The organism is Nocardioides sp. AX2bis (assembly GCF_902506435.1).
In the GTDB taxonomy this organism is placed as follows: domain Bacteria; phylum Actinomycetota; class Actinomycetes; order Propionibacteriales; family Nocardioidaceae; genus Nocardioides.
In genome coordinates, this window is record NZ_LR733215.1 from 2,880,941 (window position 1) to 2,902,590 (window position 21,650).

24 protein-coding genes are annotated in these 21,650 nt (G+C 74.3%); 9 read left to right on the top strand and 15 right to left on the bottom strand.

Annotated elements, in window-relative coordinates:
* Positions 1 to 5 precede the first annotated feature (5 nt).
* Entirely contained in the window at positions 6 to 821 is an 816-nt protein-coding gene (locus GV155_RS13770) for an ABC transporter permease (protein ID WP_160008803.1), read from the bottom strand.
* Positions 818 to 1,744 carry an ABC transporter ATP-binding protein gene (locus tag GV155_RS13775; RefSeq protein ID WP_160008805.1) on the bottom strand — a complete coding sequence of 309 codons (927 nt, stop codon included), beginning with the start codon at positions 1,742 to 1,744 and terminating at the stop codon, positions 818 to 820. Before GV155_RS13775 ends, GV155_RS13770 begins: the two co-directional genes overlap by 4 nt.
* A gap of 130 nt (positions 1,745 to 1,874) precedes the next feature.
* Between GV155_RS13775 and GV155_RS13780 the strand changes: the two genes are divergently transcribed.
* The gene (locus GV155_RS13780) at positions 1,875 to 3,044 is read left to right on the top strand and encodes a histidine kinase (protein ID WP_160008807.1); all 1,170 of its coding nucleotides are present in this window, start codon (positions 1,875 to 1,877) and stop codon (positions 3,042 to 3,044) included.
* On the top strand, positions 3,041 to 3,718 hold the full coding sequence (locus GV155_RS13785) for a response regulator transcription factor (protein WP_236554324.1): 678 nt from the start codon (positions 3,041 to 3,043) through the stop codon (positions 3,716 to 3,718). The genes GV155_RS13780 and GV155_RS13785 overlap by 4 nt, the downstream gene beginning before the upstream one ends.
* A gap of 22 nt (positions 3,719 to 3,740) precedes the next feature.
* Here the strand turns inward: GV155_RS13785 and GV155_RS13790 are convergent, their stop codons facing one another.
* Together GV155_RS13790 and murI are read right to left on the bottom strand one after the other, a co-directional pair.
* Entirely contained in the window at positions 3,741 to 4,523 is a 783-nt protein-coding gene (locus GV155_RS13790) for an MBL fold metallo-hydrolase (protein ID WP_160008809.1), read from the bottom strand.
* A complete protein-coding gene (gene murI / locus GV155_RS13795; protein ID WP_236554325.1) occupies positions 4,520 to 5,383 on the bottom strand; it encodes a glutamate racemase in 864 nt (287 codons plus the stop codon). Before murI ends, GV155_RS13790 begins: the two co-directional genes overlap by 4 nt.
* Before the next feature lie 148 nt (positions 5,384 to 5,531).
* On the opposite strand from murI, the gene GV155_RS13800 reads away from it, so the two are divergent.
* A complete protein-coding gene (locus GV155_RS13800; RefSeq protein ID WP_160008811.1) occupies positions 5,532 to 6,614 on the top strand; it encodes an alkaline phosphatase family protein in 1,083 nt (360 codons plus the stop codon).
* Positions 6,615 to 6,630: 16 nt separating this feature from the next.
* Here GV155_RS13800 and GV155_RS13805 read toward each other — a convergent pair whose 3' ends face one another.
* Genes GV155_RS13805 through GV155_RS13825 form a run of 5 tightly spaced genes read right to left on the bottom strand, consistent with a single transcriptional unit; the run spans position 6,631 to position 9,376 of the window.
* On the bottom strand, positions 6,631 to 7,578 hold the full coding sequence (locus tag GV155_RS13805; RefSeq protein ID WP_160008813.1) for a PLP-dependent cysteine synthase family protein: 948 nt from the start codon (positions 7,576 to 7,578) through the stop codon (positions 6,631 to 6,633).
* A 29-nt stretch (positions 7,579 to 7,607) separates the two neighbouring features.
* A complete protein-coding gene (locus GV155_RS13810) occupies positions 7,608 to 7,892 on the bottom strand; it encodes a MoaD/ThiS family protein (RefSeq protein ID WP_160008815.1) in 285 nt (94 codons plus the stop codon).
* Positions 7,893 to 7,920: 28 nt separating this feature from the next.
* Positions 7,921 to 8,361, bottom strand: coding sequence for a Mov34/MPN/PAD-1 family protein (locus GV155_RS13815; protein ID WP_160008817.1), 441 nt, complete (start codon positions 8,359 to 8,361; stop codon positions 7,921 to 7,923).
* A 43-nt stretch (positions 8,362 to 8,404) separates the two neighbouring features.
* On the bottom strand, positions 8,405 to 8,887 hold the full coding sequence (locus tag GV155_RS13820) for an NUDIX hydrolase (RefSeq protein ID WP_160008819.1): 483 nt from the start codon (positions 8,885 to 8,887) through the stop codon (positions 8,405 to 8,407).
* A 9-nt stretch (positions 8,888 to 8,896) separates the two neighbouring features.
* Positions 8,897 to 9,376 carry an NUDIX hydrolase gene (locus tag GV155_RS13825; protein ID WP_160008821.1) on the bottom strand — a complete coding sequence of 160 codons (480 nt, stop codon included), beginning with the start codon at positions 9,374 to 9,376 and terminating at the stop codon, positions 8,897 to 8,899.
* 120 nt (positions 9,377 to 9,496) lie between these two features.
* On the opposite strand from GV155_RS13825, the gene GV155_RS13830 reads away from it, so the two are divergent.
* Entirely contained in the window at positions 9,497 to 10,111 is a 615-nt protein-coding gene (locus GV155_RS13830; protein WP_160008823.1) for a hypothetical protein, read from the top strand.
* Here GV155_RS13830 and GV155_RS13835 read toward each other — a convergent pair.
* The 4 genes from GV155_RS13835 to clpS all read right to left on the bottom strand — a co-directional run bounded on the left by GV155_RS13835 (position 10,051) and on the right by clpS (position 15,284).
* Entirely contained in the window at positions 10,051 to 13,329 is a 3,279-nt protein-coding gene (locus GV155_RS13835; protein ID WP_160008825.1) for a DUF3604 domain-containing protein, read from the bottom strand. The two genes, GV155_RS13830 and GV155_RS13835, sit on opposite strands and share 61 nt — an antisense overlap.
* 80 nt (positions 13,330 to 13,409) lie before the next feature.
* Positions 13,410 to 14,366, bottom strand: a complete 957-nt coding sequence (locus GV155_RS13840; protein ID WP_160008827.1) for a LysR family transcriptional regulator — start codon at positions 14,364 to 14,366, stop codon at positions 13,410 to 13,412.
* A gap of 10 nt (positions 14,367 to 14,376) precedes the next feature.
* On the bottom strand, positions 14,377 to 14,964 hold the full coding sequence (locus tag GV155_RS13845) for a DUF2017 domain-containing protein (protein ID WP_160008829.1): 588 nt from the start codon (positions 14,962 to 14,964) through the stop codon (positions 14,377 to 14,379).
* 23 nt (positions 14,965 to 14,987) lie between these two features.
* Positions 14,988 to 15,284: an ATP-dependent Clp protease adapter ClpS gene (gene clpS, locus GV155_RS13850; RefSeq protein ID WP_160008831.1), complete on the bottom strand. Its 297-nt coding sequence runs from the start codon at positions 15,282 to 15,284 to the stop codon at positions 14,988 to 14,990.
* Between the two features lie 26 nt (positions 15,285 to 15,310).
* On the opposite strand from clpS, the gene GV155_RS13855 reads away from it, so the two are divergent.
* From GV155_RS13855 to GV155_RS13865, 3 genes are all read left to right on the top strand, one after another.
* On the top strand, positions 15,311 to 16,105 hold the full coding sequence (locus GV155_RS13855; protein WP_160008833.1) for an enoyl-CoA hydratase-related protein: 795 nt from the start codon (positions 15,311 to 15,313) through the stop codon (positions 16,103 to 16,105).
* Between the two features lie 148 nt (positions 16,106 to 16,253).
* Positions 16,254 to 16,814: an ArsR/SmtB family transcription factor gene (locus tag GV155_RS13860; protein WP_201300171.1), complete on the top strand. Its 561-nt coding sequence runs from the start codon at positions 16,254 to 16,256 to the stop codon at positions 16,812 to 16,814.
* Positions 16,811 to 18,079, top strand: a complete 1,269-nt coding sequence (locus GV155_RS13865) for an MFS transporter (RefSeq protein WP_160008835.1) — start codon at positions 16,811 to 16,813, stop codon at positions 18,077 to 18,079. Before GV155_RS13860 ends, GV155_RS13865 begins: the two co-directional genes overlap by 4 nt.
* Here the strand turns inward: GV155_RS13865 and GV155_RS13870 are convergent.
* Positions 18,063 to 18,602, bottom strand: coding sequence for a DUF1697 domain-containing protein (locus GV155_RS13870; protein WP_160008837.1), 540 nt, complete (start codon positions 18,600 to 18,602; stop codon positions 18,063 to 18,065). The genes GV155_RS13865 and GV155_RS13870 overlap by 17 nt on opposite strands.
* A gap of 71 nt (positions 18,603 to 18,673) precedes the next feature.
* On the opposite strand from GV155_RS13870, the gene GV155_RS13875 reads away from it, so the two are divergent.
* A complete protein-coding gene (locus tag GV155_RS13875; protein ID WP_236554326.1) occupies positions 18,674 to 19,114 on the top strand; it encodes a MarR family winged helix-turn-helix transcriptional regulator in 441 nt (146 codons plus the stop codon).
* A complete protein-coding gene (locus tag GV155_RS13880) occupies positions 19,111 to 20,373 on the top strand; it encodes an MFS transporter (protein WP_236554327.1) in 1,263 nt (420 codons plus the stop codon). Before GV155_RS13875 ends, GV155_RS13880 begins: the two co-directional genes overlap by 4 nt.
* 11 nt (positions 20,374 to 20,384) lie before the next feature.
* On the opposite strand, the gene hppD is transcribed toward GV155_RS13880, so the two are convergent.
* Complete coding sequence (hppD, locus tag GV155_RS13885) at positions 20,385 to 21,578, bottom strand: 4-hydroxyphenylpyruvate dioxygenase (protein WP_160008839.1); 1,194 nt, start codon at positions 21,576 to 21,578, stop codon at positions 20,385 to 20,387.
* Between the last annotated feature and the right edge of the window lie 72 nt (positions 21,579 to 21,650).

A 21,650-nucleotide genomic window follows, 5' to 3' on the forward strand; every position in this document is an offset into this window, starting at 1 on the left:
GGCGGCTACTTCGGCTCCGCGCGCAGCAGGCGGAGCAGGCCGATCACGAACGGGATGACCAGCCAGATCGTGCCGGAGACGAGCAGCTGCGCGACCAGCTCACCGCTGGGCGCCCCCTCCTCCTGGAACAGCACGCCCTGCGCGGTGTTGAACTCGATCCACGGCGCGAGGTCGGCGAACCACTCCTGGAACGCCGAGAGGATGCCGACCGCGATCGGCAGCACCAGCGTGTAGATGAAGTAGGTGACGATCGCCGCGGCGCTGTTCATCAGGAGCATCCCGATCGCGAAGCCGGTGAGGATCCCGACCAGGTTCGCGACCAGGAACCCCTTGACGAGGATGTCGGCGGTGAGCGACCAGTCGCCGCCACCGAGCAGCGTGCCGACCACCGCGACGAGGGCCGCGACGGCGATCAGGGCGGCGCCCAGGATGAGCCCGGCGACGAACTTGGCCCCGACCACGCGGCCGCGGTGCGGCTCCAGGGTGAAGGTGGTCAGGCCCGTGCGCTGGCTCCACTCGCTGGTGACCATCAGGATCAGCAGCACCGGCAGGAAGTAGCCCAGGACCGCCCCGGAGACGCCGATGACGTCGCCGTAGTCGGTGGCCCCCTCGGGCGCCGCGAAGGCGTAGATCACCACCACGACGAGGCAGAGCGCCACGATCGAGGCGGTGAACCAGCGCCCGGCGCGGGTGTCGAGGGCCTTGCGGAGCTCGACCGAGACCAGGCGGGTGAACGGGACGGCGGGGGTGCCGCTGACGTCGAGGACGCCGGCGGGGGTCGGTGCGGTCGTGCCGGTCGGGCCGGTCGTGTCGGTGCTCATGCGGTGGCTCCCTGGTGGGTCGCGGCGACGGGGTGGCCCTCGCGCTGGGTGTCCTCGGTCAGCTCCAGGAACAGGTCCTCCAGGCCCCCGGAGCCCGAACGGAGGTCGGTGAGGACCACGCCGGCCTGCAGCGCGGCCCGGCCGACCTCGGCGGGGGCGCACGGCACGCGCAGGCCCTCCCCCGCCGGGGTCGGCTCGTAGCCGGCCCGGGCGAGCGCGGCGCCGAGCGCGGCGTCGTCCTCGGAGGAGACCAGCGTGGCGCTGGCCCGTCCGGCGAGCAGCGACTTCTTGTCGCCCTGCGCGACGATCCGGCCGCGCCCGATCAGGATCATCTCGTCGGCGATCATCTCGACCTCGTGCAGCAGGTGGCTGGAGAGCAGCACCGTGCCGCCGCGGTCGGCGTAGCCCCCGAGCAGGCCCCGCATCCACCGGATGCCGGCGGGGTCCAGGCCGTTGGCCGGCTCGTCGAGGATCAGCACCGACGGGTCACCGAGCAGCGCGTGGGCGATGCCGAGGCGCTGGCGCATCCCGAGCGAGTAGTTGCGTACCCGGCGCTTGGACTCCGTGCCGCTCAGCGAGACCAGCTCGAGCATCTCGTCGACCCGGGAGTCGGGCAGGCCCATCGTGCGGGCCCCGATGGTGAGGACCTCGCGGCCGGTACGCCCGGCGTGCTGGGCAGAGGCGTCGAGCAGGACGCCGACGTGGCGCCCGGGGTTGGGGATGTCGGCGTACGGCAGGCCGCCGACGCGCACGCTGCCGGAGGTGGCCGGGGTGAGCCCGACCATGATCCGCATCGTGGTGGTCTTGCCCGCTCCGTTCGGCCCGAGGAAACCGGTGACCCGGCCCGGGCGTGCGGTGAAGCTGACGTCGTCGACGGCGGCGAAGCCGCCGTACTTCTTGGTGAGGTGCTCGACCGTGATCATGCCCCCAGCCTGGCCCCGGACGGCCCGCCGCGCATCGGCCCCGCGTCCCGACACACCCCCTACCTAAGAAGGGGTGCGCGCGCGACCGGGGCCGCAGGCGCCCGCGGCCCGGAGTCCCTAGCCTGGGTACGTGGCCCCGGACCGACCCGAGCAGCAGCACCAGCCCCCGCTGACCGCGTGGGGCCAGGTGTGGCGGCTCGTGGTGTGCGTCCTGATCGGCGCGCTGGCCTGGACGCCGTACGCCGAGGCGCAGTGGGACCAGAGCCGCACCCTGTTCTGGATCGACGGGGCCGTCGGCGTGCTCGCCCTCGTGGCCGTGCTCTGGCGGCGACGGTGGCCGTTGCCCGTCGCGCTGGCGCTCAACGCCGCCACCGTCGTCTCGGGCGCCGCCGCCGGGCCGGCCACCCTGGCCCTCGTCTCGCTGGCCACCCGACGCCGGGCCCTGCCGATCACCGCGGTCGCGCTCGTCGCCTTCGCCGGCGGGATGGTCTACATCCAGACCACGCCGAGCACGGACGTGCGCCAGCCGTGGCTGGACGCGACCGTGACCGTGATCGCCCTGGTCGCCACCGTCGCCCTCGGCCTCTACCTCGGCTCGCGCCGGGAGCTGCTCTGGACGCTGCGGCAGCGCGCCGAGCGGGCCGAGGCCGAGCAGGAGCTCCGCGCGACCCGCGCCCGGGAGAACGAGCGGGCCCGGATCGCCCGGGAGATGCACGACGTGCTGGCCCACCGGATCTCCCAGATCTCGATGCACGCCGGGGCGCTGGCCTACCGCTCCGACCTCGGCCCCGACCAGCTGCGCGGGCAGGCGGAGGTCATCCAGACCGCCGCCAACGAGGCGCTGGCCGACCTGCGCGGCGTGCTCGGCGTGCTGCGCGACCCCGGGACCGGGGTCGCGCTCGAGCGTCCCCAGCCGACCTGGGACGACCTCCCCGGTCTGGTCGCCGAGGCCCGGGCGGCCGGCCAGCACGTGCAGGTCGTCGACCGCGTCGACGCCGGGCACCCGGTGCCCGACCCGGTCGCCCGCACCGTCTACCGGATCGTCCAGGAGGGGCTGACCAACGCAGGGCGGCACGCCCCCGGCGCGCTGCTGACCGTCGACCTCGACGGGTGCCCCGAGAACGGGATGACGGTGCGGCTGAGCAACCCGCGCGGCTTCGGCCACCGAGACACCAGCGGGGCCGGCCTCGGACTGGTCGGGCTGAGCGAGCGGGCCGTGCTGCGCGGCGGCTGGCTGGAGTCCGGCACCTCGGGCCGTGACTTCGAGCTGCACGCGTGGCTCCCCTGGGCGTCGGCGTGAGCAGCGCGGGAGACGTCGCCGGGCCGACCCGGGTGCTCGTGGTCGACGACGACGCGCTGGTGCGCTCGGCGCTGGTGCTGATGCTCGGCGGCGAGGCCGACCTCGAGGTGGTCGGCGAGGCCGCCGACGGCCGGGAGGCCCTGGCCCGGGCGGCCGAGACCCGGGCGCACGTCGTGCTGATGGACATCCGGATGCCGGTGATGGGCGGGCTGGAGGCCACCCGCGCGCTGTGCGCCACGCCGGGCGCCCCGCGGGTGATCGTGCTGACCACCTTCGACGCCGACGACTACGTCGTCGAGGCGGTCGGCGCCGGCGCCGACGGCTTCCTGCTCAAGGACACCCCGCCCGCCGCGATCGTCGCGGCCGTCCGCGCGGTCGCCGCGGGCGAGCCGATGCTGTCGCCCTCGGCCACCCGCGCGCTGGTCGCCGCCGCCCGCCGCCGCCCGGCCGACGACCGCGGCCAGGAGGCCCGGGCGCGCCTGACCCGGCTGACCGGCCGTGAGGCCGAGGTCGCCGACGCGGTGGCCCGCGGGCTGAGCAACTCCGAGGTCGCCGCCGAGCTCTTCCTGTCGGTGGCCACCGTCAAGGCCCACGTCTCGCGGCTCTTCGACAAGCTCGGCGTGGTCAACCGGGTCCAGATCGCGATCTGCGTGCACGACGCCCGGGCCGGCTGAGCGGCGAGGCGGCTGAGCCGGCTCAGCCCAGCAGGTAGGTCGCGCCGGGGTGGGCCAGCTCGACCGAGCCGTGGTGGACCGCGCGCGCCTCGGCCAGGATCTCCTCGCGGTCGAACCACGGCGGGACGTGCGTCAGCACCAGGCGGTCCAGCCCCACCCGGGCGGCCACGTCGCCGCAGTCGGCGCCGGTCAGGTGGACGCCGGGCGGGTTGTCGTCGCCGGTGCGGAAGGACGCCTCGGCCAGGAGCAGGTCCACGTCGGCGGCCACCGCGTCCAGTCCGGCGCACGGGGCGGTGTCGCCGGAGTAGCCCAGGACGTGCCCGTCGGCGGTGACCCGCAGGCCGTACGCCTCGACGGGGTGCTCGACGCGGATCGGCTCGACCAGGAACGGGCCGAGGGTGAACGCGCCGTCGTAGGGCCGGAAGTCGAACTCCTCGGTCATCCCGGGGTCCTCGGGCAGGTCGTAGGCCCGCGCCATCCGCCCGGCGGTGTCGGAGGGTCCGTAGACCGGGATCCGCGGCTGCGGCCCGCGCGGGTGGTACTTGCGCATGACGTAGTAGCCGCAGAGGTCCAGGCAGTGGTCCGCGTGGAGGTGCGAGACCAGGACGGCGTCGATGGTGAGCGGGTCGACGTAGCGCGCCAGCGCGCCGAGGGCGCCGTTGCCGAGGTCCACCAGGACCCGCCAGGGCCTCGGTCCTGCGTCCGGTGCGGCGGGGTCGACCCCGTCCGCCTCCAGCAGGTAGCAGCTCGCCGGGCTGTCGGGCCCGGGGTAGGACCCCGAGCACCCGATCACCGTCAGCCTCATCCTGGTCTCCCCCCGACCGGTGTGGGTCCACCGGCGTACTGCGCCGCCGAGACCATCTCGGGACCCAGGAAGCGCCGCCCGATCGTCTCGAACTGCTCGGGCGAGCCGGTGGTCCAGAAACGGTACGCGGGGTCACCCCCCGCACGCATCAGCCCCGTGTCGGCCAGCACCCGGTAGACGTCCTTGGCGCACTCCTCCGCGCTCGAGACCAGGGTGACCTCCTCACCCATGACGTAGGAGATCACCGCCGTCAGCAGCGGGTAGTGCGTGCAGCCCAGGACCAGGGTGTCCACGCCGGCGGCCGTCAGCGGGTCGAGGTACTCGTGGGCCGCGGCCAGCAGCTCCTCGCCGCCGGTCACCCCGGACTCGACGAAGTCGACGAACGACGGGCACGCGCGGGTGCGCAGGTCGACCTGCGGGGCGGCCGCGAACGCGTCGTCGTAGGCCATCGAGGCGGCGGTGGCCTCGGTGCAGATCACGCCGATCCGCCCGCTGCGGCTGGCCGCGACCGCGCGGCGGGTCGCGGGGTAGATCACCTCGACGACGGGCACGTCGTAGCGCTCGCGGGCGTCGCGGAGCATCGCGGCGCTGGCGGAGTTGCAGGCGATGACCAGCGCCTTGACGCCCTGGCCGACGAGGTGGTCCAGGCACTCCAGGGCGTACTCGCGCACCTCGGCGATCGGCTTGGGCCCGTACGGCTGGCGCGCGGTGTCGCCGAGGTAGACCAGCGACTCGTGCGGCAGCTGGTCGATCACCGACCGGGCCACGGTCAGCCCACCGAAGCCCGAGTCGAAGATGCCGATCGGGGCCTCGCGCAGCACGGCGAGGTCGGCCTCGGACGGTCGCGGGCGGGGGGGCACGGAACGCAACGTTAGGTCCTCGGCCCCGCCGCCCGCACGTCCCCGGCCCCCGGGGCGACGGACATCACGCCGCCGGACGCCGCGGACAGGGCCGGGACCGGCCGGGACCGGCCGGGACCGGCCGGGACCGGGACCTACCCTGGCGCCCATGAGGTCGTCTGAGTCACCGGTCCGCCGTGCCCTGCTCCCGCTCGCCGTCGCCGTCGCCGCGCTCGCGGCGTGCACCTCAGCACCGCCACCCCCGGCGGGAGCCGCGTCGTCGGCGCCGACGGCGTCCGCCGCCTCTGCACCGTCCGCCGCTGCTCCCACGGGTCCCGCGGCGCGGCAGCAGGTCGAACGGGTGCTGGCGATCTCGATCGACGGCCTGAACCCCGACGCGCTGAAGCGGCTGGGGCGCGACGGCGCCCCCGCGATCTGGCGGCTCATCGACCACGGCGTGCACACCTTCGACGCTCGCGCGTCGGTCGAGCTGACCGACACCCTGCCCAACCACACGAGCATGGTCACCGGACGCGCGATCGAGCGCGACCGCAACGGGCACGGCGTGACCTGGAACGACGAGCGTCGGGACCCCGCGACGGTCCAGGAGGCCGCCGGCGAGGACGTCGGCTCGGTGTTCGCCGAGGTCGGTGACGCAGGCCGTTCGTCGGCGCTCTTCACCACCAAGGAGAAGCTGCGGCTGTTCGGCCGCTCCTGGTCCGCCGCGCTGGACAAGGTGGCCGTGCAGTACCGCGACGAGACCCTGGCGGACGCGGCCCGCAAGGACCTGGTCCGGCACCACCGCGCGTTCACGTTCGTCCACCTCGGCGGGGCCGACGCGGCGGGCCACGCGAACGGGTTCATGTCGCCGGAGTACATCGACACGGTCGGCCGGCTCGACGGGCTGGTGGGCCGGCTCGAGCACGCCGTGCGCCACCGGCCGCAGCTCGAGGGCACCGCGATCGTCCTGACGGCCGACCACGGCGGCCGTGGGGAGAGCCACCGCGAGCCGGAGAAGCGGGCCAACTACCGCGTGCCGTTCGTCGTGTGGGGGCCGCAGGTCGGCACCGGCGACCTCTACGACCTCCAGGGCAGGGCGTACGCCGACCCGGGACGCGAGCAGGTCGGCTACGGCGCCCGCCGGCAGCCGGTGCGCAACGGCGACGTCGCGAACCTCAGCCTAGACCTGCTCGGTCTGGGTGCGGTGCCCGACAGCCGGTTCGACGACAAGCAGGACCTGCGGGTGCGCTGAGGCGCGCCTGCGGGCCTCAGGCCCAGAGCTGGCCCTCGAGCCGCTCCTCGGCCTCCTCGATGGTGCCCTCGTAGGCCCCGGTCGAGAGGTACTTCCAGCCGCCGTCGCAGACGATGAAGGCGATGTCGGCGCTCTCGCCGGCCTTGACCGCCTTGGCGGCCTGGGCCAGGGCGGCGTGCAGGATCGCGCCGGTCGAGATGCCGGCGAAGATGCCCTCGAGCTCCAGCAGCTCGCGGACGCGGCGGACCGCGTCGCGCGGGCCCACCGAGAACCGTCCGTCGATCATGTCGGGGTCGTAGAGCTCGGGCACGAAGCCCTCGTCGAGGTTGCGCAGGCCGTACACGAGCTCGCCGTAGCGCGGCTCGGCGGCCACGATGCGTACCTCGGGCTTGGCCCGGCGGAAGAAGCGGCCGGTGCCCATCAGGGTGCCGGTGGTGCCCAGGCCCGCCACGAAGTGCGTGATGGAGGGCAGGTCGCGCAGCAGCTCGGGGCCGGTGCCGTCCTCGTGCGCCAGGGCGTTCGCGGGGTTGCCGTACTGGTAGAGCATCACCCAGTCCGGGTGCTCCTGGGCGACCTGCTTGGCCACGCGGACGGCCTCGTTGGACCCGCCGGCGGCCGGCGAGGAGATGATCTCGGCGCCCCACATCCGCAGCAGCTGGCGGCGCTCCCCGGAGGTGTTCTCCGGCATCACGCACACGATCCGGTAGCCCTTGAGCTTGGCCGCCATGGCCAGCGAGATGCCGGTGTTGCCCGACGTCGGCTCGAGGATGGTGCAGCCCGGCCGCAGGGTCCCGTCCTTCTCGGCCTCCTCGATCATCCGCAGCGCCGGCCGGTCCTTGATCGAGCCGGTCGGGTTGCGGTCCTCGAGCTTGGCCCACAGCCGCACGTCGGCCGACGGCGAGAGTCGCGGGAGCCCCACCAGCGGCGTGTCGCCGACGGAGGCCAGGAGGCTGTCGTAGCGCATGGGAGCGGGTCCGGTCCGGGGGTCGGGGGTCAGCCGCCGGCGACGGCCGGCAGCACGACGACCTGGTCGCCGTCGGAGAGCTCGGCGCCGAGGCCGCCGATGAAGCGGACGTCCTCGTCGTTGACGTAGACGTTGACGAAGCGGCGCAGCTCGTCGGAGCCGTTCTTGTCCTCGACGAGGCGGTCCTTCAGCCCCGGGTGGTGGGCCTCCAGGTCCTCGATCAGCGCGGTCAAGCTGGCGCCCTCGGCCTGGACGGCCTTCTCGCCGCCGGTGTAGGTGCGCAGGATGGTCGGGATTCGGACCTCGATGGCCATGCTTCGGATCTCCTCGTGCGGATCGGGATCAGGGGGTGCGGGGTGGGAGCGCGTCGACGACGGCGACCTCTTCCTCGGTCACCGTGCCGTCCACGATCCTGTACGACCTGAACTCCACAGCGCCGTCGTTATTCCCGTGCTCACGGGTGCTGACCAGCACGTAGTGGGCGTTCGGCTCCTGCGCGAGACCGATGTCGGTGCGGCTCGGGTAGGCCTCGGTGGCCGTGTGGGAGTGGTAGACCACCACCGGCTCCTCGTCCCGGTCGTCCATCTCGCGGTAGAGCTTGAACAGGTCGGTGGAGTCGAACTCGTAGAACGTCGGGCTGCCCGCGGCGTTGACCATCTCGACCAGCCGCTCGGGCCGGTCGCTGCCCTCGGGCCCGGCGACCACGCCGCACGCCTCGTCGGGGTGGTCGCGCTTGGCGTGCGCGACGATGCCGTCGTACGTCGTCTGGTCGATGGTCAGCACCCCGGAAGCCTAGCGAGGCCCGACCACCCCTGCCCCCGCCGGCTCAGGCGCGGAACCGGGCGGCCACCTCCTCGGAGAGCCCGACCTCGATCCGCTGGCGCATCCGCTCGCTCAGCGGCGGAGCGCCGGCCAGGGTGAACCAGCCGACGTCGACCGACTCGTCGTCGGCGACGTGCGCCTCCCCGCCGAGCCAGGTGCAGGCGAAGGTGTGGTCGAGGAAGACGTTGCGGTCGCCGTTGGGGTAGGCCACCTGCTCCCCCGCGGTGACCTGGGCCAGCCGGTCGACGCGGATGTCGACGCCGGTCTCCTCGAGCGCCTCGCGCCGCGCCGCGACCCCGGGGTCCTCGCCGGGGTCGACGATGCCGGTGACCGGGGTCCAGGCGCGGTTGTCCGAGCGCTGCACCAGCAGCACCTCGGTGGCGCCGTTCGCGCCCTCACGCCTGATCACGGCGGTGACGCCGGGGAGCCAGAGCTCGGCGTGGCCGACCTTCTCGCGCAGGGCCAGGATGAAGTCGGGGGTCGGCACGGGCCCAGGCTAGGAGACGAACCGGGTGGCGACCTCGTCCGACAGGGCCGCCTCGACCCTCTCCCGGAAGCGCGGTGCCATCGGGGGCAGGTCGTCGACGGGGAACCACACGACCTCGACCGACTCGTCGTCGGCGACGTGCGCCTCGCCGGACACCCAGGTGCAGGCGAAGGTGTGGTCGAGCACGACGACGCGGTCGCCGTTGGGGAACGTGTGCGGCGCCGCGGCACCGACCGACGCGAGGCGGTCCACGCTGATCACCACGCCGGCCTCCTCCTCGGTCTCGCGACGCGCGGCGGCCGCGGGGTCCTCCCCCGGCTCCACGATGCCGCCGGTCGCGGTCCACTCGCCGGTGTCCGCCCGACGCACCAGGAGCACCTCGGGGCCGCCAGCGCCCTCACGGCGGACCACCGCCGTCGCGCCCGGCAGCCACAGCTCGGCGTTCCCGACGTCCTCGCGCAGGGCCAGGATGAAGGCGGGGGTCGGCACGGGGAGACGCTAACCCGGTCGGTGGGTGGTCGACGTTCAGCCATGAGTGCGATCGACGTATCGACCAAGGTGAGCAGGAGTGCTCATGCTCCCGGGGCTCGTGACGCGCACCGTAGGGCCATGACCTCGACCACCTGGCCGACCGCCCTGTCCCGGGTCCTCGCTCTCGGCGTGACCAGCGTGCTGGCCACCGCGGGCTCCTGGACCGTGTCCCTCCTGACGGGCCTGCCGTGCGGCCTGTCCGGCGCTGACTGCTCCGGTACGCAGGCAGTCCTGGTCGCGGGATGGGTGGTGCAGGCCGTCCTGCTGCTGGTCGCGGTCGTGCTGTTCCTGCCGCCGGTGGAACGCCGGCTCCGTGGCGCCCGGATGGTCGCGACGGCGCTCGCGGTGCCGGCCACGGCGATCCTGGTGCTGGTCACGACGTTCCTGGTGGCCGACCAGGCCGACGACACCTTCTCCCGCCCGCACGACAGGGGCCGGTACGACAGAGACCAGCACGACAGAGGCCAGCACGACAGAGGCCAGCACGACAGAGGCCAGCACGACAGAGGCCAGCACGACAGAGGCCAGCACGACAGAGGCCAGCACGACAGGGGCCAGCACGACAGGGGCCGCGCGCCCACGACTCGCGATCTGGTGCCGTCAGGTGGCACCAGATCGCGACCCGATGCCTCTCAGACCCAGATCGGCGAGGACCACGCGGCCTCGCCGTCGACCTGGACGACGCGGGCGTAGTAGAAGTGCTCCGCGCCGTCGTCGGGGGCGTCGTCGTCCCAGACCAGGTCGGTCGCCGTCGAGCCGAGGCTGGTGAGGCCGCCGTACGCGTGCTGCAGCCGGGCGTGGCCGAGCGGGGCGAGCAGGGCGTGGTCGCGGCCGGCAGCCAGGGTGTCGGCGAGGTCGCCGAGCCGGACGGTGCCGGCCTCGGCGTCGCCGAAGCAGACCCGCACCTCGGCGTCGTCGGGGCCGAGGAGGGTGACCTCGACGCCGCCGCGCTGGGCGCCGTACGGCTCGCCGAAGCTGTGCGTGGTGGCCTCCCAGGCCAGGCCGCGGTCGTCGACCGCGGTCACCTCGGGGCTCCAGAAGTCGGTGCGCAGGACCCGGCCGCCGAGGACCTGCAGGCTGCCGTCCCAGCGGGTCGTGGACTCGGCCTCGCCCCACTCCACGCGCAGCGGCACGCGCCGCCACCCGGTCGGCAGGTCGAGGGCGGCGTGCAGGTCGGGCACCAGCTCGTGGACGACCTCGCCGTCACGGAGCAGGTCGACGCGGGCGAGGTCGGCGTACCCCTCGGCGTGGACGGTGAGCCGGCGGCGGGTGCCGGTCGGCGCCTCCTGGCCCATGAAGACCTCGCCGTGCTCGCCGGCGCGGAGGTCGACCACCACGCCGCGGGTGGTGGCGGCGAAGGTGCGGCGCGACTGCAGCGCGTCGAACACGTCGCCGCGGTCGAGGGTCTCGGCGAACGCACCCACGTAGGACGCGCCGTGACCGTGGTCGGAGGAGGCGATCATGCCGACCTTGTGCCCGGCCTTCAGCCCGTCGACGACGAAGGTGCCCTGGCGGGTGCCGTCGGCGTACTGCCGGAACGCGCGGTCGCTCTCGTAGCTGCCGCGGCAGGCCTGGAAGACCTCGACGAGCCGGCCGTACCGCTCGTCGTGGAAGCCCCAGTCGTGGTGCACCATCGCGGCACCGGGGTGGTGCGGGATGGTCACGGCGGGGTACGCCGGGTGCTCGGCCAGGGCGTCCCAGAGCCCGCGCGGGGTGGTGGTGCCCTCGGCGAAGGCCGAGAAGATCGGGGCGCCGCGCTCGACGTCGCCGTAGATGACGTTCTGGTGGCCGGTGTCGGCGGAGGTCCACTCGAAGCCGTAGAGCGGGACGAAGCGGCCGGGGACGTGGAACAGGTCGGCGATCTTCTGCAGCGACCACCACTGGTGGTCCGAGGAGTTCTCGGCGTGGTCGGTGACGGCCCAGAAGTCGTACTCGCAGACGTCCCAGGCGTAGCGGTAGAAGTCCTCGAGGCTCGGCTCGTCGCCGGCCGTGCAGCGGCTGACCAGCGAGTGGCGGTGCAGGTCGCCCCAGTAGAGCGTCCAGCGGTGGTCGCCGACCTCGGCGACGTAGCGCTCCGGCACGGTGGCCCCTGGCCCCGCGGTGCGCGCCTCGGCCCAACGGCGCGCCTCGCGGCGGTCGTCGGACAGCAGGGTGCCGGCGAGCGGGGCGGTCGCGGCCAGGGCGGTCGCGGTCGGCACCGGTCCGACCGAGGGCACGTGGGCGACCGCGACGGTGCCCAGGCCGTGGATGCCGTGCCAGACCACCGATCCGTGGTGCTCGAGCAGCGTGGGGCACTCGCGACCGCCGAAGCCCTCGGTCCACTGCAGCGCGCGGGCCAGCCGGGCGTCGGTCTGCACCGCGACGCGGACGCCGCCGGCCTCCGCGGCCAGGCCGGCCTCCTCGAGGGTCCCGTCGCTGCCGCGGAGGGTGGTCGGCGGCTCCCAGCCGTCGGCCCCGAGGGCCTGGACGGCGACCTCCCAGTAGTAGGTCATCAGCGGCAGCCGGCGGTGCACCCGGTAGGCCACCACCAGCCCGCCGTCGTCGGTCGCGACCAGCTGCGGCATCGCCGACGGCACGACGTCGAGACGGGGTGCCAGCTCGCCGGGGGGCGTACGGACGCCGTCCTGCTCGACGGCGACCACGCGCAGCGAGGCGCTGACCTCGGGCAGCAGCTCGGGCGGCACGGCCTCACCGGCCTCGCCGGCACCGCTGCCACCACCGGCGTCGGGGTGCCCGGTCAGCGCCGAGGCCGGCTGGAGCCGGGTCGGCCCGCTGCCGCCGTGGCCGACGACGGTGATCACGTCGAAGGCACACCACAGCTGTCCGTCGGTCGTCGCCGCCAGGCTCGGGTGCAGCGCGTAGTCGCGGCCGGCGGTGACCTCGACCGGGTCGGCGAGCACGCCGTCGGCGTCCCGGCGGCGGACGACCACGCGGTAGGTGGCGTCGCGGTACTCCGACCACGCGTACGCCGCCGCGCCGCCGGGCAGCGCGGTCACGGTCGGGTCCCAGACGTTGGCCTCGACGCCCTCGGTGACCAGGGTGGCCGGGCCCCAGCCGCCGTCGGCGAAGCGCCGGGCGTGGACGCCGAAGCGGCCCTCGACCCGCCCCTGCCAGACCAGCTCGAGGGAGCCGTCCTCGTGCGCGGCGAGCTCGGCGTTGAAGGCCGGGGCGTCGCCGAGGCTGACCACCTCGGGAGCGGTCCAGCTGCCGTCGACGTGGGCGCTGGCCAGGACCAGCGCGCCGCCGCCGGGCTCGGTCGGGCCGATCGGGCGGGAGCCCCAGACCACCCAGGGCGTGCCGTCGGCGGTGACCGCCGCGCGGGGGCGCACGACGTCGGCGACGACGGGGGTCAGCGTGTCGGGCTCCTGGTCCTCCGGCTCCGCGGAGGCGCCGCCGAGGAGGGCGCGGACGACCTCGCCCTCCCCCGGGACCCACTCGATCCAGGCGGTGACGACGACGGTGCCGCCCGGACCGCCGCGGGCCAGGGCCGGCCGCGAGGCCTGGGTGGAGCCGGGGACCGGGACGGCGGTGACGCGGCCGTGCCCGTCGAGCGCCGGGACGTGCGCGAGGACACGGTCGGCGGCGGTGACCGTGTCGGCCACCCGGCCCTTGCCCTCGTCCACCCACATGTAGCGCAGCGGGTCGGGGTCGAGGAAGTCGAGCACGTCGGTCAGGTCGCGGCCCTGGTCGACGGCGGTGGCCAGCCGGTCGTTCAGGCCGAGGACGAGGTCGAGGTCGGCGCGCTGCTGGGGCGTGTAGTCACCGGTGTGGTGGTCGAGGCCGCCGCACATCGGGTGCCCGTGGCCGTGGCCGTGCCCCTGGTCGAGCCCGTGGTCGTGCCCGTGGTCGTGCTCTGCGTCCGGACCCGTTCCCAGCGTCTTGCCCTGGTGGTCGTGGTCGTGGTCGCGCACTGGTCCCCCTCTGTCGCCGGAGGCAGTCTGCCCCCACCCTCAGAGGCTAGGTCGATCGCAAGGCCGAGCACGACCGTTCCTCAGTCGCGTTGTCTGGTGCGCCCATAGTTTGTGGCTATGTCATGCGCCACGGCGCGGTCGTCGGCGTGCAGAGAGCGCGCGACCTCGAGGAAGTGCGCGGCGAGCTCCGGCAGCCCGTCGCGGCGCCAGACGAGGTGCACCGAGGTCCGGGGCGCGCCGGCCAGCGGGAGGATCTCGACGCCGGCGTCCGGCCCGCCGGGCGAGCCCGCGGTGAGCCCGGCCGCCAGGCCGACCGGCAGCAGCGCGGCCCCGGCCCCGGCCGCGACGAGGGGGACGACCGCGGCGAGGTGGGCGGTCTCGACCGCCGCCTCCTCGGGCAGCCCTGCCTCGGCGAGCAGCGCGTCGACGTACTCGCGCAGGGCGGTGCCGGCCGGTGTGGTGACCAGCCCGAGCGGCAGGAGGTCGGCGACGCCGAGCGGGGAGGGCAGGCCGGACCGGGCCCGCGGCACGACGGCCACCAGGTCCTGGTCGCCGAGCCACTGCGTGGCCAGCGGGCCGCCCGGCGGGGTGCCGCCGACCAGGCCGAGGTCGGCCTCTCCGGAGCGGACCGCCTCGAGCACGTCGCTGCGGTGGACCGGGTCGACCACCACGATCCGCGCGCCGGGGCGTACCTGCCGGAAGGCGCCGATGACGCGCACCAGCGGGTCCATCGCCCAGAGCGTGTTGGTGATGACGCGGACCCGGCCGTACCCGGTGTCGCTCGCGCCGCGGACCGCACCGGCGGCCAGGCTGAAGGAGCGCAGCGTGCGCCGGGCCGGGGCGACCAGCGCCTCGCCGGCGGGGGTCAGCCGGACGCCGCGACCGCCGCGCTCGAAGAGGTCCGCGCCGAGCTCGCGCTCGAGCAGGCGCACCGCGTGCGACAGCGAGGGCTGCGCGATGGTCAGCCGGGCGGCGGCGCGGGTGAAGCTGCCGGCCTCGGCGACGGCGAGGAAGTACTCGAGGTGGCGACGGTCCACGGCGGGCGGCTCAGCCGTCGGTGAGGGCCTGGACCAGGGTCTCCTGGAGGTAGCCGACCCACTCGAAGATGTCGTGCGCCTGGGCGCGCGGGTCGTCGTCGGGCATCGAGAACCAGACCTCCTCGTCGCCCTCCTCGACCCCGAGGCGGACGGCCAGGGCCAGGCGTACGTCGGTGAAGGAGCGCAGCCACGTCTGGGCGGCGGCCTCGTCGAGCTCGACGTCGATCATCAGCCCGTCCTCCTCGAGCTGCGGGGGCAGCCCGGCCTCCTCGAGGGTGTCGATGACCTGAGCCGCCGCGCGCGCCTTGCCGTCGCGCAGACCGCCCTCGGTGAACCGGCGGAACTCCGAGGCGGCCTCGTCGTCCTCGGCGTAGGCCGTCGGGAAGAGCCGGGCCAGCACGGGGTCCTCGGGGGCGTCGGTGGGCCCGGAGAAGTCCAGCATCGCCTCCAGCGGGTCGCGCCCCTCGTCGGGCACGGCGGCCTCGTTGCGCAGCAGCTCGACCAGCTGGCCGGCCAGCGAGCGCAGCAGGTCGGCCTCGAAGCCGGAGAAGGTCGCGATCACGCGCCGGCTGCGGCGGTGGCGGGTGAAGCCGGTCATGGGGCGGTCCTCGGGGTGGGGGGTCAGTCCTGTTGCGAGAGGGTCGCCCACAGGCCGTACTCGTGCATCGCCTGCACGTCGCGCTCCATCTCCTCGCGCGAGCCGTTGCTGACCACGGAGCGGCCGTCCTCGTGGACCTCCATCATCAGCTTCTCGGCCTTCTTCTTGCTGTAGCCGAAGTAGGTGCGGAAGACGTAGGTCACGTAGGACATGAGGTTCACCGGGTCGTTCCAGACGATGGTCACCCACGGCTTCGCGGGGACGACCAGCTCGTCCGGGACCCGGGTCGGCTCGACCTCGACGGGGCTCGGGGCTGACACCTCGTCATGGTGGCACACTCCCGGCCATGGCCCACGACGGCTCCGAGCCCGCCACCGACCTGCTCGTCTCCTGCACCGACGGCGTGCTGCGGCTGACGATGAACCGGCCCGCCGCGCTCAACGCGATGACGGACGCGATGAACGACGCGCTCGCCACCGAGCTCGAGGGCGCCGTGGCCCGCGAGGACGTACGGGTGGTGCTGCTGGGCGGCTCCGGCGGCGCGTTCTGCGCGGGCGCCGACATCGGCGGCACCGACGCCCACGAGCGGCTCGACCACCGGGCGCTGGACCGCGCCAACCGGCTGGTGCGGGCCGTGGTGGCCCTCGACAAGCCGGTCGTGGCCGCGGTCGGCGGGGTGGCCGCCGGCGTCGGCTGCTCGCTGGCCCTGGCCTGCGACCTCGTCGTGGCGGCGCGGTCGGCGCGGTTCCTGCTGGCCTTCGCGCGGATCGGGCTGATGCCCGACGGTGGGGCCAGCGCGACCGTCGCCGCCTCCGTGGGCCGGGCCCGGGCGATGCGGATGGCGCTGCTGGCCGAGCCGCTGTCCGGCGAGGAGGCCCACGCCGCCGGCCTGGTGAGCCACCTCGTCGACGACGAGGCGCTCGCGGAGACGGCCGAGGACGTCGTACGCCGACTCGCCGCCGGTCCCCCGCTGGCGCTGGCCGCGACCAAGCGCGCGGTCAACGCCGCCACCCTCGTCGAGCTCGACCCCGCCCTCGAGAGGGAGCGCAGCGGCCAGTCCCTGCTGCTGCGCACCGACGACGCGGCCGAGGGGATGCGCGCGTTCTCCGAGCGCCGGCGCCCGGAGTTCCGCGGGCACTGAGGCCCCGGTCGGTCGCGGCACGACAGCATTGGATCACTGCCACCACGTGACACCGATCCGCTGCTATTCGCACCACCCCCCAACGACTGCTTGACAGTCGGCGGGACCCACCACAGACTGACTCCCAACGACTTCTTGGGAGGTTTCCGTGACGGACGACGAGCAGCGGATCGCCGCGCTGCGGGCGACCGCCCACCCCGTACGCCTGCGGATGCTGAGCCTGCTGACCGGGAGCGCGATGAGCGCGGCCGAGGTGGCGCGCGAGCTGGGGATCACCCACGCCAACGCCTCCTACCACCTGCGCGTGCTGCGCGACGTCGGTGAGCTGGTCGAGGCCGGGGAGGAGCGGATCCGCGGCGGGGTGGCCAAGCGCTACCGCTACCCCCACGAGCGCGCCGAGCAGGAGTCGACGACGCCGCCCGACGGCGGCTCCCGGGCCACGCCCGACGAGCAGGCCGCGTACGTCCGCGCCGTCGCCGTCGAGCTCGAGCGTCGCGCGCGGCGCCACGCCGGACGGGGCTTCCACAGCGACCTCGAGGGCTGGGTCGACCCGGGGACGTACGAGCGGGCGCGCGACCTGCTGCTCGAGGCCAGCCGGCTGCTGCACGCCGCCAACCGCCCCCCGCGCACCCCCGGCACGGTCCACGTCGCCCAGACCACCTGGACCTTCGCCATGTCCGACGAGCCGACCCCGACGGACCCCTCGTGAGGACCGGCGCCTCACTGGCCCCGCTGGCGGCCCGCCCCTTCCGCTTCTACTACGCCTCGCGCGTGGTCAACATGGCCGGCACCTTCATGGCCTCGGTCGCGCTGGCGTTCGCGGTGCTGGGCATCACCGACGACCCGGCCGCGCTCGGGTACGTCCTGGCCGCCCACACCGTGCCCATGATCGTCTTCGTGCTCTGGGGCGGCGTGGTCGCGGACCGGTTCCGCCGCACGGCGGTGCTCCAGGTCTCGAACCTCACCTCGGCCCTCACCCAGGGCCTCGTCGCCGCTCTGGTGCTGACCGGCGTGGCCGAGATCTGGATGCTGGTGGTGCTCAGCCTGCTGCACGGCACGGCGAGCGCCTTCGGCTTCCCCGCGATGGCTGCGATCATGCCGAGCCTGGTGCCGCGCGAGCAGCTCCAGCAGGCCAACGCGCTGGTCTCGCTGGCCCGCTCCGCGCTGGTGGTCCTGGGCCCGAGCATCGGGGCGCTGCTCGTCGTCACCGCCGGCGCCGGCTGGGCGCTGGCGGTCGACGCCGCCGCCTGGCTCGTCGCCGCGGTCCTGCTCGGTTTCGTCCGGGTCCCCCCGCGCGTGGCCCGACCGTCCGACGAGGCCGCCCCCGGCACGTTCGCCGAGCTGCGGGAGGGCTGGTCGTTCGTGCGGTCGACGACGTGGCTGTGGGTCGTCGTCCTGGCCTTCGGTGCCCTCAACGCCCTCCATGCGGGGGCGTGGACGACGCTCGGACCGGCCCGGGCCCAGGACACCATCGGCGCCCAGGGCTGGGGCCTGGTGGTCTCCGCCGAGGGCGCCGGCCTGCTGCTGATGACGCTGGTCCTGCTCCGCACCCGGCTGGAGCGCCCGCTGCTGCTGGGCATGGTCGGGATGCTGCTGATGGCGCCACCCCTGGTCGCCCTGGGCGCGCGCCCCGAGCTGCTCCTGCTCGCCGGCCTGGCCCTGCTCGCCGGTGCCGGCATCGAGCTGTTCAGCATGGGCTGGAACCTGGCCATGCAGGAGCACGTGCCCGACGAGATGCTCTCGCGGGTCTACTCCTACGACGCCCTGGGCTCCTTCGTCGCGATCCCGGTCGGGCAGGTCGCCTTCGGCCCGCTCGCGGCCGCCTTCGGGTTCCGCGACGTGCTCCTGGCCGCCGGCGCCGTGCACGTGGTGGTCTGCGTGCTGGTGCTGCTCTCCCCCGCCGTACGGGGACTGCGCCGCGCCGACCGACCCACCGCCCCGGCCCCGGACGAGGCGCTCAGCACCACTTCGTGACGACCTGCTCGACCACCGACAGCGCCCGGTTGGTCGACACCCCGATCTGCCGCTCGACCGCCACGTTGGTCATCCGCGAGGTGCCGTACCCGCGCACCATCAGGTGGGCCACGCGGCCGCGGACGACCGCCAGCTCGTCCTCGGTGCTGCACGCCTCCAGCGCGGCGACGCCCTCGGGCGTCGGCTCGTCGCGCAGCAGCGAGGCGTAGGCCCGCCCGTCCCAGCCCTCCGGCATCGTCGCGGCCAGGGCGTGGCCGTCGACCACCGCCTGCCGCAGCTCCTCGGGCGTCAGCACCGCCACCGGCACCGCGAACCCTCGGTCGGCGAGGTACGCCGCCTCGAGCACGTCGCGCACCCGCTCCCGCGAGCGCAGCCGGGTCGTGAGCCGCACGTTGCCGGTGTTGATGTGGGTGGCCACGCCAGTGAACCCGGCCCCCTCGGTGGCCGCCACGATCGCGGCCTTGTCGAACTTCCGGGTCGCACCGAGGTTGATCGCCCGGAGGAAGGCCACGTAGTCCGCCACCGGACCATCCAAGTCGGTGACCCCGCTCACGTCCACTGGCACTACATAGCCTCCCTATGTAGATTCGTCACGTGAGCTCACCGACGACCGCCGACCTCGGCAGCGACCTGGTCATGTACGCCGCGCGCCTGGTCCGCCAGGTGCGCCGCGACCACGCGCTGCCCGGCGGGGTCCGCGTGCTGTCGTTCCTCGACGAGCACGGTCCGCTGACCGTCACCGCGCTGGCCGCCCTCGACGGCTGCGCCCAGCCCACGATGTCGGCCAGCGTCGGCCGGCTGCTGGAGGCCGGCCTGGTCGACAAGCGGCCGCACCCCGAGGACGCACGCAGCAGCGTCGTGGCGCTCACCACGCACGGGCGCGCCGAGCTGGGCGCCGTGCGCCGCACCAACGGCCAGGACGTCGCCGACCGCCTGGCCGCCCACCCCGGCCGCACCCCCGAGGAGCTGGCCACCGCCGTCGCCGTGCTGCGTGACCTGCTCACCCCGCCCACCGAGCCCGAGAGGACACCGTGACCACCACCACCGCCACCACCGACCCCAGGACTGGCTCCCCGGCCGGCCCGCGCTCCCTGCTCAACCAGCCCCGCGCGGTCTGGGCGGTCGCCTTCGCCTGCGTCATCGCCTTCATGGGCATCGGCCTGGTCGACCCCATCCTCAAGCCGATCGCCGACCAGCTGGACGCGTCCCCGAGCCAGGTCTCGCTGCTGTTCACCAGCTACATGGCCGTGATGGGCGTGGCGATGCTGGTCACCGGCGTGGTCTCCAGCCGGATCGGCGCCAAGCGCACGCTGCTGCTCGGCCTGGCCCTCATCATCGTCTTCGCCGGGCTGGCCGGCCTGTCCGGCTCCGTCGGCGAGATCGTCGGCTTCCGCGCCGGGTGGGGCCTGGGCAACGCGCTGTTCATCGCCACCGCGCTGTCGACCATCGTGGTCTCCGCGCGGGGCTCCACCGCACAGGCGATCATCCTGTTCGAGGCCGCCCTCGGCCTGGGCATCGCGGCCGGCCCGCTGCTCGGCGGCGCCCTCGGCTCGATCAGCTGGCGCGCCCCGTTCCTCGGCGTCTCCGTGCTGATGCTCGTCGCGCTCGTGGCCACCGCGGTCCTGCTGCCGGCCACGCCGAGCACCGGGACCCGTACGTCGCTCGCCGACCCGATCCGGGCGCTGCGCCACCCCGGGCTGCTGACCATCGCCCTGACCGCGCTGTTCTACAACATGGGCTTCTTCACGCTGCTGGCCTTCACCCCGTTCCCGCTGGACATGACCGCCCAGCAGGTGGGCCTGGTGTTCTTCGGCTGGGGCATCCTGCTGGCCGTCTCCTCGGTCTGGCTCGCCCCGCGCCTGCAGCGCCGCTTCGGCGCCGTGCCCACCGTGCTCGGCTCGCTGGCGCTGTTCGCGCTCGACTTCGTCGCGATGGCGGTCTGGACCGACTCCAAGACCGTCCTCGTGGTCGGCGTGGTCGTCGCCGGGGCCTTCCTGGGCGTCAACAACACGGTGATCACCGAGGCCGTGATGGGCGCCGCCCCGGTCGAGCGCCCCGTCGCCTCGGCCGCGTACTCGTTCGTGCGCTTCTCCGGCGGCGCCGTGGCCCCCTTCGCGGCTGGGAAGCTGGGCGAGGACCTCAGCGTCCACGCGCCGTTCTGGATGGGGGCCGGCGTCGTGGTCGTCGCGATGGTGGTGCTCGCCGTCGGCGCCAGGCACCTTCGCGGCGAACACCTCCCGGACGCGCTCAGCGAGGCCGAGGGCCAGGCCGTCGCCGTCGGCGACCTGGACTAGGGCCCCGCGTCCTAGAGGTTCCCGCGCAGCTCCTGCTCGCGCTCGATGGCCTGGAAGAGCGCCTTGAAGTTGCCCTTGCCGAAGCCGAGCGAGCCGTGCCGCTCGATCAGCTCGAAGAAGACCGTCGGGCGGTCGCCGACCGGCTTGGTGAAGATCTGGAGCAGGTAGCCGTCCTCGTCGCGGTCGACCAGGATCCCGCGCGAGCGCAGCTCCTCGATCGGCACCCGGACCTTCCCGATCCGGGCCCGCAGCTCCGGGTCGTCGTAGTAGGAGTCGGGCGTGTCGAGGAACTCGACGCCGGCGGCGCGCATCGCGTCGACGGTGCCCAGGATGTCGCCGGTGGCCAGGGCGAGGTGCTGGCACCCGGCGCCGTCGTAGAACTCCAGGTACTCGTCGATCTGCGACTTCTTGCGGGCCACGGCCGGCTCGTTGAGCGGGAACTTCACCCGGTGGTTGCCGCTGGCCACGACCTTGCTCATCAGGGCGGAGTAGTCGGTGGCGATGTCGTCGCCGATGAACTCGGCCATGTTGGTGAAGCCCATGACGCGGCGGTAGAACTCGACCCACTCGTCCATCCGGCCGAGCTCGACGTTGCCGACGCAGTGGTCGACGGCCTGGAAGAGCCGCTTCGGGGCGCCCGCGGGACGCACCAGCGTGCTGCTGCGGGCGACGTAGCCGGGCAGGTACGGGCCGTCGTAGCCGCTGCGGTCGACCAGCGTGTGCCGGGTCTCGCCGTAGGTCGCGATCGCCGCGGTGCGCACGGTGCCGTGCTCGTCGGTCTCGTCGTGCGGCTCGACCAGCACGGTCGCGCCGACCGAGCGGGCGTGCTCCACGCAGCGGTCCACGTCGGGCACCTCGAGGGCGAGGTCGACGACGCCGTCGCCGTGCCGGCGGTGGTGGTCCAGCAGCGGGCTGTCCGGGGTGACGCCGCCGGAGACCACGAACCGGGCGCTGCCCGAGCGCAGGACGTACGACTTCTCGCCGCGGTGACCGGTCTCGGGGCCGCGGTAGGCGACCAGCTCCATGCCCAGGGCCAGCTGGTAGTACGACGCCGCCTGCGTGGCGTTGCCGACCACGAACCCGATCGCGTCCATCGCGGTCACCGGGAACGGGTCGCGGCTGGCGTCGTACTCCACCAGCCCGACCAGGTCGTGCAGCTGGTCCAGGGTCAGGTCGGCCTTGAGCTCGTCGTGGGTCAGCGTCATGCGCCCAGGGTGGCCCGGCGGGGCAACCTGTGCCACCGTTGCCCGAAACACTGGACAGATTGACCACCGGAG